The following is a 16,923-nucleotide window of genomic DNA, read 5'->3' as shown; positions in this document are numbered from 1 at the left end:
CCGCTGTCGCGTTCGTCACGCGCGTCCGCCGAGGGCGAAGTCCGCGCGGGGGCGGGGGCCCGCGCACGGGAGCGGGGAGGCGCACGGGCACGTCGCGGGGGCGGGGCGTGCGCGGGCGCCCGCCGGCCGACTGTGACGAATCCCCAAGTCCTCCGGTACGCGGGACAGACGGTGCCCGCGCGCGGTATCCGGGGAGTCGCCAGGGAGCCACCGGCCCCCGGGTGAAACCGGAAATCCGGGGGCGAATCCGGCGTGAAATCCGCCCGGCGGGCACGCCCGGTGACGGGGAAACCACCCGAAGGGTCTTTCACGGTGGTGGACGCCGCCGACGCCGTGACAGGTACTGTTCCGCTGACGGCGGCGGTCTCCGGCGCCGTGCGAACGATGCCGGTCACACCGGACGCGAGACATCACGGTCCGACCGGACGGCCCGTGCGAAGCGGATCAGCGCCGCTGGGTACGGAAGATCAGGAGTACGGAGGGGGAGGCACTCACCATGCCGACATGCCCGAACGGCCACCAGTCGGCGGCCGACGACTGGTGCGATCTGTGCGGTCACCGCATCGCCGACGCACCGAGCGGGCCGCCCGCCGGCTCCGTTCCGCCGACCCCGCCGCCGCCCCCGCAGGGGCAGGGCGGAGGCTACGGCTACCCGGGGCCCGCGGCCCAGCAGCCTCCGGCGCCCCAGCCGCCCGCCCCCGGTACGCCGGTCCCGCCCGGAGCCCCCGCGCCGCAGGGCGCCCCGGGCTTCCCCGAGATGCCGGGCCAGGGGCAGAGCCAGGGCCAGGGCTACGGCTACCCGGGCCCCGTGACTCCGCCGCCGCCCGTGCCCGGGCAGCAGCTCCAGCAGCCCGGCGAACCGTGCCCGCAGTGCGGCACGCAGCGTGAGGCACAGGCGCCGTTCTGCGAGCAGTGCCGGTACAACTTCCTCACCAACACCCCCACCAACTTCGCGCCGCCGCCCCCGCAGCAGGGCCAGCAGCCCGGCTTCCCGCCGCCCGGCCAGCCGGGACAGATGGGCCAGCCGGGCCAGCCGGGCCCGCCCCCGGGCCAGTTCCCCGGCCAGGGCGAGCAATTCCCGGGCCAGCAGGGGCAGTTCCCCGGTCAGCCGGGCCCGCCCTCCGGGCAGTTCGGCGGCCAGGGCGAGCAGTTCCCCGGCCAGCCGGGGCAGTTCCCGGGACAGCCCGGGCAGCCGGGCCAGCCGCCCGAGCAGCAGGGTTCGGGACAGTTCCCGGGCCAGCCGGGCCCGCCCTCGGGGCAGTTCCCCGGCCAGCCCGGTCAGCCGGTGCCGCCGCAGGCGCCGTTCCCCGGCTATCAGGAGGGCGGCCCTGAGCAGCAGTTCGACTACGAGGCCTCGCGTCCCTCGCAGATGAACCGTCCCGCCGAGCCGCTGGTCCCGGAGCAGCAGGAGCAGCCGGGCCCGTACGGCGACCCGAACCAGCAGAGCTTCGGCCAGGGCTTCCAGCAGGCCCCGCACCCGCAGCAGGCGCCCCCGGCCCCGTACCCGCCGCAGCAGCCGCAGTCGCCGCCGAGCGGGGACTGGCCGCTGCCCCCGCCCGGCACCCCGCAGGCGCCCGACGGGATTCCGCAGCAGCAGGACGGTTTCGCGCAGCAGCCCGAGGGCTTCCCCCAGCAGGGGACGCCGCCCGAGGGGCAGCCCGGCGCGGGCTGGACGGCGGTCGTCGCCCCGGACCACGAGTACTTCGCGGCCATGATGGAGCGCAGCGGTCCCGAGGCGGCGAGCCTCAACCTCCCGGCGTACACCGAGCAGCAGCAACTGCCGCTGACCGGGCACCAGATCACCATCGGGCGCCGTCGTCAGTCGACGGGCGAGTCGCCCGACATCGACCTGGCCAGGTCGCCCGAGGACCCGGGTGTCTCGCACCAGCACGCGGTGCTCGTCCAGCAGCCCGACGGCTCCTGGTCGGTCGTCGACCAGGACTCGACGAACGGCACCACCATCAACAACGCGGACGAGCCGATCCAGCCCTTCGTCCCCGTCCCCCTGATGGAGGGCGACCGGGTGCACGTCGGCGCCTGGACGACGATCACGCTGCACCGGTCCTGACGCCCGTCACGCACGGCAGGTCCGAGCCGCGGGGCACGCGCGATGTGCCCCGCGGCTCGCGTGCGTCCGGGCTCAGGCGAACCCGGCGCGGAGCCGCGCGTACGCGGCGGGCGGCGCGTACGCGCGGTCCAGGCCGAGCAGTGCGGCCCCGAGCACCGGCGGCGCGGTGACGACGTGCGGTGCGGCGGCCGGGGCGCGTTCCGCGAGCCGTGCGGTGAGCGCGCCGTGCAGCACCGGGTGCCGGGCCGCGACGACGCTGCCGCCGAGCACGACCGGGGTCGGGGTGCGCAGCAGGTCCAGGCGGGACAGCGAGACCGTCACCATGGAGACGATCTCCTCGGCCTGGCGTTCCACCAGGGCGCGTGCCACCGCGTCACCGGCGCTGGCCGAGGCGAAGAGCAGCGGCGTGACCTCGTGTTTCCGGGACGCGGGGAGGTCTCCCAGGTGCAGCGCCTCGATCAGCGCCCGCATGGAGCCGAGCCCGAAGTGGCGCGGCACGGTGTGCGCGAGCTCCGTCCGCTCGCCCCGCCCGTCCTCGGCCCTGGCCGCGTGCCACAGCGCCTCGGCGGCGAGCCCCGAGCCCCCGCCCCAGTCGCCGGACAGCTGTCCCACGGCGGGGAAGCGGTGGGTGCGCCCGTCCGCCGCCCGGCCGACGCAGTTGACGCCCGCGCCGCAGACGACACCGACGCCGTGCCGTACGGAGCCGTCGTCGGGGAGCCCGGCGCGGAGCACGGCGAAGGTGTCGTTGAGCACCTCGGCCGTCCGGCCCCAGCTCCGCGCCCGGACGGCCTCGGCCAACTCCGCCTCCTCGCGGGGGAGATCGGCGTTGGCGAGGCAGGCCGAGACGTGCCCGACGGACGCCGTCCCCGCCGCGGACAGCGCCTCGCCGACGGTGCGGGAGAGCGCGGCCACGGCGGCGGCCACACCCACCGCGGGCGGCTGGAACCCGCCGCCCCGCGCGCGTCCGCGCACGGACCCGTCCGGGTTGACGACGGCCACGTCCGTCTTGCTGTTGCCCGCGTCAACGGCCAGGCAGGAGGCGGTCGTTGCGGTCAGGCCCACGGCAGGTGCTTCCCGTTGTGCGCCAGCAGCCGGTCGGTGAGCGCCTCGGCCTGCGCGTACTGGCCGACGAGCGGGTGGGCGAGCAGGGCGCGGAAGACGCGCTCCCGGCCGCCGCGCAGCGCCGCGTCCAGCGCGAGGTCCTCGTAGGCGGTGACGTGTGCCATCAGGCCGGTGTACAGCGGGTCGAGCGCGGGTGCCCGCAGCGGCCTGGCCCCGTCGTGGCCGATGTGCGCCGGCACCTCCACCACGGCGTCGTCGGGGAGGAAGGGCAGCGTGCCGTTGTTGTACGTGTTGACCACCTGGATGGTCGACTGCTCGCCGGGTGCGCCCAGCAGCGAGGCGGCCAGGGCGACGGCGGCCTCCGAGTAGAAGGCCCCGCCGCGCTGCGCGAGCAGTTCGGGCTTCTCGCGCAGCGCCGGGTCGCCGTACATCTCCAGCAGCTTCCGCTCCATCTCGGCGACCTCGGCGGCCCGGGACGGTTTCGTCCCCAGTTCCTCGACCACCTCGTCGTGCGCGTAGTAGTAGCGCAGGTAGTACGAGGGGACGACGCCGAGGCGGGTGAGCAGCGGCAGCGGGAGCCGGAGGTCCTCGGCGATCCGCGCGCCGTGCCCGTCGATCAGCGACGGCAGCACGTCCTCGCCGCCGGGGCCGCCGAGCCGGACGCCGAACTCCCAGGTGAGATGGTTCAGTCCGTAGTGGTCGAGGTGGAGCTCGGAGGGCGGCACGTCGAGCAGGGCGGCGAACTTCCGCTGGAGGTGGATCGCCACGTTGCACAGTCCGACGGCCTTGTGCCCCTCCCGCAGCAGGGCGCGGGTGACGATGCCGACCGGGTTGGTGAAGTCGATGATCCAGGCGTCCGGGTTGGCGCGCCGGACCCGCTCCGCGATGTCCAGCACGACCGGTACGGTGCGCAGCGCCTTGGCGAGCCCGCCCGCGCCCGTCGTCTCCTGGCCCAGGCAGCCGCACTCCAGGGGCCAGGTCTCGTCCTCGGCGCGGGCCGCCTGCCCGCCGACGCGCAGCTGGACCAGCACCGCGTCCGCGCCCGCGACGCCGTCCTCCAGGCGCGAGGTGGTGACGACGGTGGCGGGGTGGCCCTGGGCGGAGAGGATGCGGCGGGCGAGTCCGCCGACGAGTTCCAGCCGTTCCGCGGCCGGGTCGACGAGCACGAGCTCCGTGAGCGGGAACGACTCCCGCAACCGCGCGAATCCGTCGATGAGTTCAGGGGTGTAGGTCGAACCGCCACCCACCACTGCGAGTTTCACGCCAGTCAGCCTTTCGCTCCGGTCCTGCGGTTGCGGTTTGCGGTTGAGGTCCCGACGAGGGACGTCAGGCGGAGGTGTCGAACACCTCGTCGCGGGTCGTGGCCAGCGCGCTCTGCAGGGCGCCGCCGAGCACGGGCCCGTCCGTGACGGTGCCCAGCACCACCCGGGGCACCGGCACGGCGATCTCCCCGAGTTCGCCCTCCACCCGGGCGCGCAGCGGTTCGCCGCCGGCCTGCGGCAGCCCTCCGGCGAGCACCACCAGCTGCGGGTCCAGCACGGTCACCACGGCAGCCAGTCCGACGGCGAGCCCGGCGGCGAACCGCCCCAACAGCTCGCGGTACACGCCCCGTTCACCCGCGCCGTCCGTCGCCGGGGCGTGCCCCGGGCCGACGACGCGGGCCGCCGCCGACAGCAGCGCGGCGGCCGCGTCCTTCGGCTCGGCGGACGGGTCGTGCGGCAGCCCGAGCTCCCGCGCGGCCCGCAACACCGCCTCGGCGCCCGCGAGTTCCTGGTAGCCGCCGCTGCCCCGCCGCCCCGGGTCGCGGACGAGCGGGGCGCCGGGGACGGGCAGGAAGCCGACCTCGCCCGCGCCGCCGGTCCGCCCCCGGTGCAGACGGCCGCCGAGGACGACGGCGGCGCCGATGCCCTGCTCGTTCCAGAGCAGGACGAAGTCCTCCCGCCCCTGCGCCGCGCCGAGCCGCCACTCGGCGACCGCGGCCAGGTTCACGTCGTTCTCGTACCGCACGGGCGCGTGGACGGCGGCGGCGATCTCGTCGAGCAGGGTGGGGGAGTGCCAGCCGGGCAGGTGCGAGGCGTAGCGGAGCCGTCCCGTGCCCGGGTCGAAGGCGCCCGGGGTGCCGATGACGATCCGGTGCAGCGCCCCGGCGTCCACCCCGGCGTCGGCGGCGGCGCCTTCGACGGCTGCGGCGACCTGTTCCGCCGTCCCGTCCGGTGCGTCTCCCGCCGTCGTGTCCAGCGTGTACCGGCCGACGGTGCGGCCGGTGATGTCGGCGACGGCGGCGCGGATGCCGGCGGTGGTGACGTCCAGTGCGGCCACGTGCGCGGCACGCGGATTGACCTCGTACAGCTGGGCGTTGGGGCCGGGGCGGCCCTCGCTGCGGCCGCTCACGACGACCAGTCCGGCCGATTCGAGGCGGGCGAGCAGCTGGGAGGCGGTCGGTTTGGAGAGGCCGGTCAGGGTGCCGATCCGGGTGCGGGAGAGCGGTCCTCGGGCGAGCAGCAGGTCGAGTGCGCTGCGGTCGTTCATCGCGCGCAGCACCTGGGGGGTGCCCGGTCCGTTCACGTGGGCTGCCTCCTCCCGGCCGGGACAACTGTTAGGAAGGTTTCCTATTGCCGTCAGGACGGTAGGCGCACGCCGCTCCCGCGTCAACGGTGGGCCCGGATCCGCCGTCGCCCGGACGAGGGGCGGGAGACCGAAAAGCAGCGGGGTCCGGAGCCGTCACCCGGCTCCGGACCCCGCTCCCGACGCGGCTCAGCGCTGCGGCGGCACCCTGGACTCCTTGGCGCCCTCGTCCTTGTGCAGGTCGACCCGCGACCGCGCCTCCAGGGCCAGCGACTCGTCGTCCACGATCTCGATGCCGCGCCCGTCCAGCTCCTGCTTGATCCGCCAGCGCAGCTCGCGCTCCACGCCGAGCGCCTTGCCCGGCATGGTCTTCGCCGACACCCGGATCACCATCGAGTCGAGCGTCACCGAGTCCAGGCCCAGGACCTCGACCGGCTCCCAGAGCACCTCGTCCCACGGCGTGCCCTTCGCGAGCTGCTCGCCGGCCGTGGCGATGGCGGACCTGACCTCGTTCATGTCCGCGTCGGACCGGACCTGTACGTCGAGCGCGGCCGTGGCCCAGCCCTGGCTCAGGTTGCCGACGCGCTTGATCTCGCCGTTGCGGATGTACCAGATCTCGCCGTCGTCGCCGCGCAACTGCGTCACCCGCAGCCCGATCTCCAGGACCGTTCCCGACGCCTCGCCCACGTCGACCCGGTCGCCGACCCCGTACTGGTCCTCCAGGAGCATGAACATGCCCGCGAGCAGGTCGGTGACGAGGTTCCTGGCGCCGAAACCGAGCGCCACACCGGCCACGCCGGCACTGGCCAGCAGCGGCGCGAGGTTGATGCCGAGCACCGAGAGCACCATCAGCACGGCGGTGCCCATGATGACGAACGAGGCGACGTTGCGGAGCACCGAGCCGATCGCGGCGGAGCGCTGCATCCGGCGCTCCCGGTTGACCAGCAGCCCGCTCAGCGCGTTCCGGTCGCTCGCCTCCGACCTGCGGTTGGTGCGCTCGATCAGCTTGGTGATGGCCCGTCGTATGACGTAGCGCAGCACCACGGCGATGACCGTGATGAGGAGGATGCGCAGCCCCGTCGCGAGCCAGTCCGACCAGTTGGCCTCTATCCAGCCGGCGGCGTTGGTGGCCCGCTCGTGAGCCTCCTCCAGCGAGGTGGCGCCTCTCGCGCCGGAGGTCGAGTCCGCGAGGAGGGGCGCCCCGGTCTCCGGGGTGGCGGTGAGCAGCGAGAACACAGCAGTACCTTCCGTGCGGGCGCGTCCGCCGGGGGGCCGTCGCGAACGTGCGACCACACTAACGGCGCACGTCCTTCACAAATGGCGGTCAGGGGCCGCGCTGAACCCGATCCCGCCCCGCACATCCCCATGTTGGAGGGAGGAAACCCGCGATGCGGGGGATGAAGAGGGTGTGGCTGAAAACACGCTCAGTGCGTGACGTGGTCGTGGTGGCGAAGTCGCAGGGACACGGGACACACTGAGGAGAGATCGTCCCGGCGCGAGCCACGCGCCGCCGACGGAACTGGAGGCACCGTGCCGCATGTCCTGGTCCTCAACGCGTCGTACGAGCCGCTCGGCGTCGTACCGCTTCGCCGCGCGCTCATCCTCGTACTCAACGACAAGGCTGTCAGTCTCGAGGACTCCGGCGCCCTGATGCACAGCGCGACCCATGTCATACCCGCCCCCAGCGTCGTCCGCCTCAAGCGGTTCGTGAAGGTGCCCTTCCGCGGTGCCGTGCCGCTGACGCGCCGCGCCCTGTTCGCCAGGGACGGCGGCAGGTGCGCGTACTGCGGTGGTGTCGCAACCAGCGTCGACCACGTGATCCCGCGCAGTCGCGGCGGACAGCACATCTGGGAGAACGTGGTCGCGGCCTGCCGTCGCTGCAACCACGTCAAGGCGGACAAACACGTCGCCGAGATCGGCTGGCGGTTGCGCCATCAACCCGCACCCCCCTCCGGACTGGCCTGGAGGATCATCGGCACGGGACACAGGGACCCGCGCTGGATGCCCTATCTCCAGCCATACGGAGCGGACGACGCCCTGGCCCGGATCGAAGGCAGATCACCTGCCTGAGTCCGGGCTTCGTCATGTCCGGGCCGGTGGCCGCCGCACCGCGCGCCACCGGGCCCGGCCGTCCCCTCGCGAGGGCTCAGCCGCCGCCCGCGCCGTGCCCCGCACCGGAGTTGCCCGGCTGCTCCGTCCCGTGCCGCTCCCGGGCCCGCGCGTCCTCCGGGGCGCCCCGTCCCTTGCCCGCGTGGTCCGCGGGACGGCCGGTGTGCTTCCCGGCGGAGCCGTGCGCGTTCCGGGACGCCTTCCGGGGGCCGTACGCCTCCACCGCCCACAGCGAGTACCCGAACTCGGTGGCCCGTTCGTCGCCCTGCACCCGGATGTAGCGGGTCTTCTCGCCGGACGGGACGCGCACGGACTCCCGGCCGCCGCCGCTGTCCCGCACGGTCGCCGCGGTGCGCCAGCGCTTGCCGTCCGACGAGAACTGCACGCGGTACCGCTCGGCGTGGGCGTCCTGCCACCACAGCACCACCTCGCCCACCCGCGCGGGCTTCGCCAGCTCCAGCTGCACCCACTCGCCGTCCTTCGCGGGGGAGGACCAACGGGTGTCCCTCCGGCCGTCGTTGACGGCGCGGGCCGGGAAGTCGGCCGTCTCGTCGGCCGAGGACGTCGCCCGCGCCTCCCGCGCCAGGTCGGGCCCGTCCGGCTTCGGGTACGCGTGCACGGTGACGGTGCGCTTCTCGCCGCCGAAGGACAGCGTGACGCGGTGCTCTCCCGGCTCGGCCGACTTCCCGGCCGCGATCCGGACCGGGCTGGAGGCCGTCCCGCCGCGCGGGACGGTGGTGCGTTCCGGGGTGTGCACGGTGAAGCCCTCGGGGGCCGAGGCGCGGATGCGGTCGCGGACGTTTCCCGGGCGCTGTGCGCCGAGTTCGGCGGAGAGTTCGGCCGGCTCGCCGCCGATCGGCACGTACACCTCCTTCTCGGACAGTGCGAGGGACGCCTCGGGGGTGTCCGCGTACCAGGGGGTGATCTCGTTGACGACGGGTGCGGCGGAGCCCTTCGTCCAGGACAGCCGCAGCGCGTCGGCGCGGGTGTCCGCCCCGGCCTGCGTCCAGCCGCTGCCGGAGAGCGCGCCGAGCCGCCGCCAGCCCTCGCCGGGGACGTGCGCCTCGATGTCCGCGCGGGTGCCGGAGCCCGGCTCGGTGAGGACGGAGACGGCGGAGAGCCGCCGGGGCTCGGGCAGCCGCACGGTGAGCGAGCCGGGCGCCGACGGGTCGCGCCCCGGCGCGGCGGGGGCGATCCCGGGCCGTGCGCGTCCCGAGGTGAACCAGCCGGTGGCGGGCGCGGTGGCGCTGCGGTACGCGGTGGACGGGTCCCCGTCGACCGCGTCGGCGGCCGAGGAGCCCTCGCGGGCCCGGGGCGCCGCGTCCACGGTGGTGCCCTTGCCGAAGGCGTCCCGCTTCTCCTTCCCGGGGCCGTCCTTCTTGGTGAGGCCGTCGGCGCCGCCGGGGACGCCGGTCCACTTGTCGGCGGCCTTCAGCGCCTTGTCGGTGAAGGCGGACAGGACGCCCTTGCCGACCGTCGCCGGGCCCTTCGCGATCGCGCCGCGCGACTCCCGCAGTGCGTGCTGCGCGCGCCAGGCCGCCGCCCCGTCACCGCGGGACTGGGCCAGCAGCATCGCCACGGCCTGCTGCCCGGCCTCTCCGTGCAGCGCCAACTCCTCCAGCCAGGGCTGCACTTCGCGGCGCAGCTCCTCGGGCACGTGGTCGCCGGCCTCGCGCATCGTGCGGTAGGCGTCCTCCAGCCGGCCGGCGGCGCGGCGCAGCCCCGCGCGGTCGTGGCTCTCGTACGCGGACCAGAAGTCGTCCATCAGGGGCCGCAGGTACGCCGATTCCTCGCCGCCGAGGACGGACGAGGCGTCGTTGCCCGCGAGCGCCCGCACGGCCTCGCGCACCCGGGGCTCGGCCGCCGGGCCGCCCGCGAGGTCGTCGATCGCGGCCCGCCAGGAGGCGTCCGGCCGGTAACCCCTCGGGTTCCAGGCGTAGTCGGCGGCGGTGAACAGCGGGATGCGGGAAGCGGTGGGCTGCTTCATCGCGTTGGTGAGCAGCCCGGCCGAACCGGCGGCCACGGCGGGCTCCCGGCCGCGGTAGGGGCCGAGGAAGATGCGGTCCTGCGCCCAGTCGTTGACGGGGTAGTTGTCCATCGTGACGAGGGGGTGCTGCTGGAACGCCTCCCGTGCGCCGGCGAGTTCACGCCCCGTGATGGTGCGCGGGACGACGCCCACGCCCGTCCACGCGACCTCCACGCCGTCGTCCAGCTTGTCCGCGAGCGCCGTGCGGTACTCCGTTGCGCCCTTCTGGTAGTACTCCGTCGGCATCACGGACAGCGGTTCCGCGTCCGGGTGCCGCTCGGCCAGGTGGCGGGCGACCTCGTTGGCCAGTTCCGCGTGCGCCCTGGCGGCGGCGCCGGGGCCCGAGCCGTAGGTGTCGGCGTCGTCCCCGCAGTGCCATTCGCTGTAGCTGACGTCCTCGAACTGGAGCTGGAACGCGGTGAATCCCAGCGCCCGCATGGAGTCCACCTTGCGCAGCAGCGCCTTACGGTCGTCCTCGGAGGAGAAGCAGAGGCCCTGCCCGGGCGAGACGGCCCAGCCGAGGGTCACGTGGTTGGCGCGGGCCCGCTCGGCCAGCGCGCGGAACTCGGCGCGCTGTCCGGCCGGGTACGGGTCGCGCCACCGCGTCGCCTGGCGGAACGGGTCGTCACCCGGCGCGTACAGATAGCGGTTCTGCTTCGTGCGGCCCAGGAAGTCGAGCTGGGAGAGCCGTTCGCGCTGCGACCAGGACTGCCCGTAGAAGCCCTCGGTGACGCCGCGGACGGCGGCGGTGGGCCAGTCGCGGACGGTGGCGCCGGCGAAGCCGGTGCTGCCCTCCCGGGCGGTGATCAGCTGGCGCAGGGTCTGCGCGGCGTGGAACAGCCCCGCGCCGTCCGTGCCTTCGAGCGCGACGGTGTCCCGCTCCCGCTCGCCGTCCGGGGCGCGGCCCACGGCGAGGCGGTAGCCGCCCGCCGGGAGGTCGCCCTTCGCGGGCGCCTTCAGCGCGCGCAGGGCCGCCGCGGCGGACTCGCTGCCCGCGCGGACGACAAGTCCGCGGCCGGGGGCGCCGGTTGGCGCCTCGTCGGGGGTGGAGTCGTGCACGCTGCGGGCGCCGGCCTCGCGCAGCGCGGAACGGAGCACCTCCAGCGCCGCCTCGTCCGCGTCCGCGTCGGCGACGAGCGTGACCTCCCGGCCCACCGGTACGAACGCGCCCTGCGCGCGTATCGACTGGGGGCGCGGCCAGACGGAGGGCAGGCCGCTCGCCGTGCCGGTGTCCTCCTCCGGTGCGTTCGCCGCGGCGCCGTCCGGCGCGGGTGGCGGTGCCGCCTGCGCCGCCGGTGCTCCCGAGAGCAGCCCGCCGATGAATGCCGCCGCGACGGCAGTGGCGCCCGCCCGGCGCCGTACCCCTCCGCGTGACGCTGTGCCCACTTGCTTCCTCCCCGAGGCCAGAAGAGCGCCAATCGGCTGTGAGCCCATCACCAGCGGGTTGTGGGTGTCAATGTGAGGATCGGGTGCATGCGCCTCATTCGTGGAGCACACATGTCGGCCCGTCGCGTGCCGGGCGTACCGGCGGTGAACACTCGACCGGCGCGGCTGCTCGCTCAGCGTGACCCTCGGCCACCCCTCCGCAAATAGTGGCGCGGGATGCCCGATATGATCGTGTCTCTTCGCTCCGTACGGTCCGCCGCCGTGGATTTTTCCTGCCGCCGGGGAGTGAGCTGGACCACGTTCCCCCGCCGGGTACGTCTGCGCGGCCGCCGAATGGGTATGGCGAGTCGTGACCGCCTGATGTCGACGAACGGAGGCCCGTCGTGGCCGCGTCCGCACTTCTGATGTCCGCCCTGACTCCGCTCCCGCAGCAGACGCTGTCCAAACAGGGGCACGGGCCGGTAGCCCTGTCCGGTGTGTCCGACCCCGACTCCGGACTGGACGGCTCGTGCTCCTGCGGCTGCTTCGAAGCACCGCTCACCAGCGAACCCCCGCTCGCCGACGTCGCTCCGCTGACGAGCGAGCCGCCCCTCGCCGAGCTGCCGCTCACCAGTGAGCCCACCGGCACCGGCTTCGGCACGGAGTCCTCGGACATCTGATGAGCCGCCTGGCGCGGCTCGCGGCGGCGCACGGCGTCGCCACGTCCTACGCTCCGGCCCCCGGCCGGACCGTGGAGGTTCCCGACGACACGGTCGTCGCCGCGCTCGCGGCCCTCGGGGTCGACGCGTCCACGCCCAGGGCGCTGCGCGCGGCCCTGGAGCGCCACGAGCAGGACGCGCTGCGCCTCCTGCCGCCCACCGTGGTGCTGCGCACCGGCTCCGGCCGCCACACGCTGCCCTCGTTCCCGGACGGGACCGTCCTCCGCGTCCTGGCCGAGAGCGGCGAGACCCTCGACTGGGGCCCCGGCGTGAAGCTGCCCCCCGGCGTGCACAGCCTGCGGGCCCAGGCGCCGGACGGCCGCGCCGCGCACGCCACCCTGATCGCCGCGCCCGACGGCTTCCCCGCGCCGCGCACCCGCGCGGGAGCGGGGCGCGGTTACGGACTGCTCGTCCAGCTCTACTCCGTGCTGTCCTCCCGGTCCTGGGGGATGGGCGACCTCGCCGATCTGGCCGACCTCGCCGACTGGTCGGGCCGCACCCTCGGCGCCGACTTCCTCCAGCTCAACCCGCTGCACGCCGCCGTCCCCGGCGCCGCGGGAGCCCCCTCGGACCCGTCCCCGTACCGGCCCTCCTCGCGGCGCTATCCCGACCCGGTGCACCTGCGGGTCGAGGACGTGCCCGAGTACGGCGCGCTGCGGGGCGCGGACCGGGAGCGGGCGGGCGCGCTCCTCGCCCGGGCCGACGCGCTCCGCGCCGGCGTGCTGGAGGGCGGGGCGCACATCGACCGGGACGCCGTGTGGGCGCTCAAGCGGGAGGCCCTCGCACTCGTCCACCGCGTCCCGCTCCCGCCCGGCCGCCGCGCCGCCTACTGCGACTACCTCGCCGAGCAGGGCACGGCGCTGGAGGACCACGCCACCTGGTGCGCGCTGGCCGAGCTGCACGGCCCCGACTGGCGCGACTGGCCGCAGGGCCTGGACGACCCGCGCTCGGCGCGCACCGCGCGGGCCCGCGGCGAGCACATGGAGCGCGTCGACTTCCACTGCCGGCTCGCCTGGCTCGCCGACGAGCAGCTGGAGCGCGCGCAGCGGACCGCCAGGGAGGCGGGCATGCCCGTCGGCCTGGTGCACGACCTCGCGGTCGGCGTCCATCCGCACGGGGCGGACGCCTGGGCGCAGCAGCAGGTCTTCGCGTCCGGCATGTCCGTCGGCGCCCCGCCGGACGCGTTCAACCCGCACGGACAGGACTGGGGGCTTCCCCCGTGGCGCCCCGACGCGCTGGCGCGCACCGGGTACGCGGCGTACCGCGAGGTCCTCGCGGGGCAGCTGCGGCACACCGGTGCGCTGCGCGTCGACCACGTGATGGGGCACTCCAGGCTCTGGTGGATCCCGGAGGGCCGGAAGGCCACCGAGGGCTGTTACGTGCGCTACGACTCGGAGGCGATGTTCGGCTGCCTCGCGCTGGCCGCGCACCGCGCGGACGCGGCCGTCATCGGCGAGGACCTCGGGACGGTCGAGTCGGGGATACGGGAGGACCTGGCCCGGCGCGGTGCCATGGGGACCTCGGTGCTCTGGTTCGAGCGCGACTACGCCTCGGCCTCCCCGGGCGGCGAGGCCGAGCCGCTTGCCCCGGCGGACTGGCGGGCCGACTGTCTGGCCACGGTGACGACGCACGATCTGCCCAGTACCGCCGCGCGGCTCACGGGCGAACACGTCGCGCTGCGGCACCGGCTCGGGCTGCTCTCGCGCACGCTGTCCGAGGAGCGGTGCGCGGACAGTTCCGAAGTGGCCGAGTGGCTCAGCCATTTCGTCCGGCTGGGGCTGCTGCCGGAGGGCGTCGGCGACGAGGAGGGCGAGGTGCGGGCCGCGTACCGGTTCCTCGCCCGGACCCCGGCCCGGATGCTCGGCGTCTGGCTGCCGGACGCCGTGGGTGACCGGCGTCCGCAGAACCTGCCGGGGACCAGCAGCGAGTACCCCAACTGGCGCCTCCCCGTGGCCGATGCGGACGGACGCCCCGTGAGCCTGGAGGACCTGGCCGCCTCGCCGCGTGCGCACGCGCTGCTCGCGGACGTGCGGGACGCCCTGAGGTGACCCAGGGGGCACCCGGTCGCGCGGGCCCCGAGGGCGTCGGATATGTTGACTGCGTGAGCAACAAGGTCAACAAAAACGCCCTGCGCGCCGGCACCGTGACGGCCGGCTCCGCGCTGCTGATGCTGCTGTCGTCTCCCGCCTTCGCGCTCACGCGAGACGATGGCGACGACCCCGGTCCGGGCCTGAGTGTGATCGAGACACTCGGCCTCTATGTCGTGACACCCATCGTCCTGTTCCTGGTGATCGCCGGCCTGGTGGCCGTGGGCGACAAGTCCCGCAAGAAGCAGGGCTGAGTCGCAGGATCCCGGGACACCGGACCAGACCTTCATAGGTCGAGGACGCCCCCGCACCGGGGGCGTCCTCGACGTTTTTCCCGGCGTAGTGCGTGCCGCCTCGAATGTTCAGTTCGGCTGAACGGCGCCGGTGGATTGTTTCGATGGACCTGACAGCTCGGCCGCTGCCAGGGTCGTAGACGTCCACGGACGACCGCAGACCCGACGGAAAGGTCCCAGGTGACGCACTCCTACGACGCTCAGCCCTACCGCTCCGGCGACCCCTACGCCGACTACACCGACCGCATCGGAACCGGCCCCTCCGGGGAGGACTTCACCCGGCTGGCCGACCTCGCCGACCGGCGGTTCGGCGCCGGTGTCATTGCCGCCAACGACGAGTTCTTCGCCGAGCGCGAGAACCTCCTCAAGCCCGGCCCCGCCCGGTTCGACCCCACCGCCTTCGCGCACAAGGGCAAGGTCATGGACGGCTGGGAGACCCGCCGCCGCCGAGGCCCCGGGGCCGGCTCCCCGCACCCCGGCGCCGACGACCACGACTGGGCGCTGATCCGGCTGGGCGCCCCCGGCGTGATCCACGGAGTCGTCGTCGACACCGCGCACTTCCGCGGCAACTACCCGCAGCGCGTCTCCCTGGAGGCCGCCGCCGTCGAGGGCACCCCGGGCCCCGAGCGGCTGCTCGCCGACGACGTCACCTGGCACGAACTCCTGCCGCCCACCCGCGTGTACGGGCACTCCGCCAACGGCTTCGCCGTCGCCGACGGCCGGCGCTGGACGCACCTGCGGCTCCGGCAGTACCCCGACGGCGGCATCGCCCGGCTGCGGGTGCACGGCGAGGTGGTGCCCGATCCGTCGTGGCTGGACCTGCTGGGCACCAGCGACCTGGGCTCCGCGCTGAACGGATGCAGCGTCGAGGACGCCTCGGACCGGTTCTTCTCCGACCCGGCCAACATCACCCTGCCCGGCATCTCGCTGAAGATGGACGACGGCTGGGAGGTGCGCCGGAGGCGGGACACCGGGCACGACTGGGTGCGGCTGCGCCTCGCCGCCGAGGGCGAGATCCGGGCCGTCGAGATCGACACGGCCAACTACAAGGGCAACGCGGCCGGTTGGGTCGCCCTGCACGGCTCGGCCGACGGGGGTGAGACGTGGAGCGAACTGCTGCCGCGCACCGCGCTGGAGCCCGACGCCCCGCACCGCTTCGCCCTCTCCGCACCTGCGGCGGTCACCCACGTACGCCTCGACGTGTTCCCGGACGGGGGCATCGCACGGCTCCGGCTGCACGGGGGTCTGACGGAGCGCGGGCGGGAGGAGCTGCGCCGGAAGTGCGCACGGTCCGCGCCGGACGGGCGGGACTGAGCGGGCGGGGCGGCGGTGGGCGACTCTGCTCGGCATTCGAACTCCCGTACTTTAGGGCAGGCTTGTCCGGCTTTGTCGACGAACTCGTAACAGAGGATTGGGAGTTGGGCCGGACGGGGGATTCGCCGGAGCATGACGTACGACACCCCGCTCTCTCCCTGTTCGTCCGGCGACCTCACCGGCGGCGCGCGCTGCCGGGTCGCCACGGCCCGTGCCCTGCGCGAGTTGGGCGTCACCGCCGCCGCGGCCGGTGAGCGCTGCCGTCCCGGAGGCCCCTGGCAGATGCTGCTGCCAGGGGTCTACCTGTTGCACGCGGGGCCGCCGACGAGCGAGGAGCGCCTGCACGCCGCCCTCCAGTACACCGGGCGCCTCCCCATCCCGACCCAGCCGGGACCGTCGCAGGCGGCCGACGCCGCGGGGTCCGGCGAGCCGCCCGGGGCCCGGCCCGAGCCCCAGCCCGAGGTGATGATCACGGGGCTGGCGGCGCTCGCGCTGCACGGGTTCGACGCCGCGCCGCCGCTGCGCGCGCTGGAGGAGATCGACGTTCTCGTCCCGCGCACCAGGCGGCTGCGTTCCATCGGGTGCGCCCGCATCGTGCGGGGGAGTGATCTGCCCGAGCCGGAGCAGATCACCGGCGTCCCCGTCGCCCCCGTGCCGCGTGCGCTCGCCGACGCGGTGGCCCGTACGCCGGACGCGCTCGCGGCGCGCCGGCTGCTGACCGAGGCCGTGCGCGGGGGGCACTGCGAAGCCCAGCCCGTCGTGCGGGAGTTGAGCAACGCGCGGCTGCTGGGCCGGCCGCACATGGTGGACGCCGTCGACAGCCTGCTCGCCGAGAGCCGGGCCGTCACCGAGGGGCTGCTCTACGACATGGTGTTCTGCCACGGGCTGCCCGACCCGTGCTGGAACGTCGACCTGCGGCTGCCCGGGGCGCCGTCGGTGGGCCGGGTGGACGCCTACTGGCCGGACGAGGCGGTGGCCGTGGAGATCGCCGCGGACGCGCACGGGCAGGGCGACAACGGGCCCTGGCCCGACCTCGCGCGGAAGCGGGAGGCGCTGGAACGTCTCGGGATCACCGTGGTGCACATCCCGCCGGGGCGGCTGCGGGAGGACCGGCGGCTGCAGGCCGCGATTGTGCGTACCGCGCTGATGGCGGCGGTGGAGCGGGCGCCCGCCGAGTACGTGGTCGTCCGGCCGTACTGAGCGGTGGCCGGGTGGCCGAGTGGCCGGGTGGCTGAGCCACTGAGCCGCCGTGACGTGTGCGCGGCAGGTTGGAGGAGTGGCCGAGTGGATGAGCCACTCGTCCTCCGGCCGGACG

12 protein-coding genes are annotated in these 16,923 nt (G+C 74.9%); 7 read left to right on the top strand and 5 right to left on the bottom strand.

Features of this window, described 5'->3' with window-relative positions; all coding sequences use genetic code 11:
- The first annotated feature begins 496 nt into the window (after positions 1 to 496).
- Positions 497 to 2,068, top strand: coding sequence for an FHA domain-containing protein (locus HCC30_RS03880; protein ID WP_169440584.1), 1,572 nt, complete (start codon positions 497 to 499; stop codon positions 2,066 to 2,068).
- 72 nt (positions 2,069 to 2,140) lie between these two features.
- Here the strand turns inward: HCC30_RS03880 and HCC30_RS03875 are convergent, their stop codons facing one another.
- The 4 genes from HCC30_RS03875 to HCC30_RS03860 form a co-directional block, all read right to left on the bottom strand.
- Positions 2,141 to 3,130, bottom strand: a complete 990-nt coding sequence (locus HCC30_RS03875) for a BadF/BadG/BcrA/BcrD ATPase family protein (protein WP_169440583.1) — start codon at positions 3,128 to 3,130, stop codon at positions 2,141 to 2,143.
- Complete coding sequence (locus HCC30_RS03870) at positions 3,121 to 4,392, bottom strand: 6-phospho-beta-glucosidase (RefSeq protein ID WP_169440582.1); 1,272 nt, start codon at positions 4,390 to 4,392, stop codon at positions 3,121 to 3,123. The genes HCC30_RS03875 and HCC30_RS03870 overlap by 10 nt, the downstream gene beginning before the upstream one ends.
- 64 nt (positions 4,393 to 4,456) lie before the next feature.
- Positions 4,457 to 5,659 (bottom strand): ROK family transcriptional regulator, encoded by a 1,203-nt coding sequence (locus HCC30_RS03865; protein WP_169441363.1) that lies wholly within the window; start codon positions 5,657 to 5,659, stop codon positions 4,457 to 4,459.
- Positions 5,660 to 5,884: 225 nt separating this feature from the next.
- A complete protein-coding gene (locus tag HCC30_RS03860) occupies positions 5,885 to 6,847 on the bottom strand; it encodes a mechanosensitive ion channel family protein (RefSeq protein WP_169441361.1) in 963 nt (320 codons plus the stop codon).
- 378 nt (positions 6,848 to 7,225) lie between these two features.
- Between HCC30_RS03860 and HCC30_RS03855 the strand changes: the two genes are divergently transcribed.
- A complete protein-coding gene (locus HCC30_RS03855) occupies positions 7,226 to 7,765 on the top strand; it encodes an HNH endonuclease (protein WP_169440581.1) in 540 nt (179 codons plus the stop codon).
- Between the two features lie 76 nt (positions 7,766 to 7,841).
- Here HCC30_RS03855 and HCC30_RS03850 read toward each other — a convergent pair whose 3' ends face one another.
- The gene (locus tag HCC30_RS03850) at positions 7,842 to 11,216 is read right to left on the bottom strand and encodes a beta-N-acetylglucosaminidase domain-containing protein (protein WP_346776484.1); all 3,375 of its coding nucleotides are present in this window, start codon (positions 11,214 to 11,216) and stop codon (positions 7,842 to 7,844) included.
- Between the two features lie 383 nt (positions 11,217 to 11,599).
- Between HCC30_RS03850 and HCC30_RS03845 the strand changes: the two genes are divergently transcribed.
- The 5 genes from HCC30_RS03845 (at position 11,600) to HCC30_RS03825 (ending at position 16,808) form a co-directional block, all read left to right on the top strand.
- Positions 11,600 to 11,875, top strand: coding sequence for a hypothetical protein (locus HCC30_RS03845; RefSeq protein ID WP_346776483.1), 276 nt, complete (start codon positions 11,600 to 11,602; stop codon positions 11,873 to 11,875).
- On the top strand, positions 11,875 to 13,962 hold the full coding sequence (gene malQ / locus HCC30_RS03840; protein WP_169440578.1) for a 4-alpha-glucanotransferase: 2,088 nt from the start codon (positions 11,875 to 11,877) through the stop codon (positions 13,960 to 13,962). The genes HCC30_RS03845 and malQ overlap by 1 nt, the downstream gene beginning before the upstream one ends.
- Positions 13,963 to 14,015: 53 nt before the next feature.
- On the top strand, positions 14,016 to 14,255 hold the full coding sequence (locus tag HCC30_RS03835) for a hypothetical protein (protein WP_169440577.1): 240 nt from the start codon (positions 14,016 to 14,018) through the stop codon (positions 14,253 to 14,255).
- 219 nt (positions 14,256 to 14,474) lie between these two features.
- Positions 14,475 to 15,608, top strand: a complete 1,134-nt coding sequence (alc, locus tag HCC30_RS03830) for an allantoicase (protein WP_169440576.1) — start codon at positions 14,475 to 14,477, stop codon at positions 15,606 to 15,608.
- A 132-nt stretch (positions 15,609 to 15,740) separates the two neighbouring features.
- Positions 15,741 to 16,808, top strand: a complete 1,068-nt coding sequence (locus HCC30_RS03825) for a hypothetical protein (protein ID WP_169440575.1) — start codon at positions 15,741 to 15,743, stop codon at positions 16,806 to 16,808.
- Positions 16,809 to 16,923: the final 115 nt, after the last annotated feature.

Source organism: Streptomyces sp. HNM0574 (assembly GCF_012726235.1).
Lineage (GTDB): Bacteria > Actinomycetota > Actinomycetes > Streptomycetales > Streptomycetaceae > Streptomyces.
The sequence above is the reverse complement of the archived record's forward strand: the minus strand, read 5'-3'. Positions and strand labels throughout refer to the sequence as shown.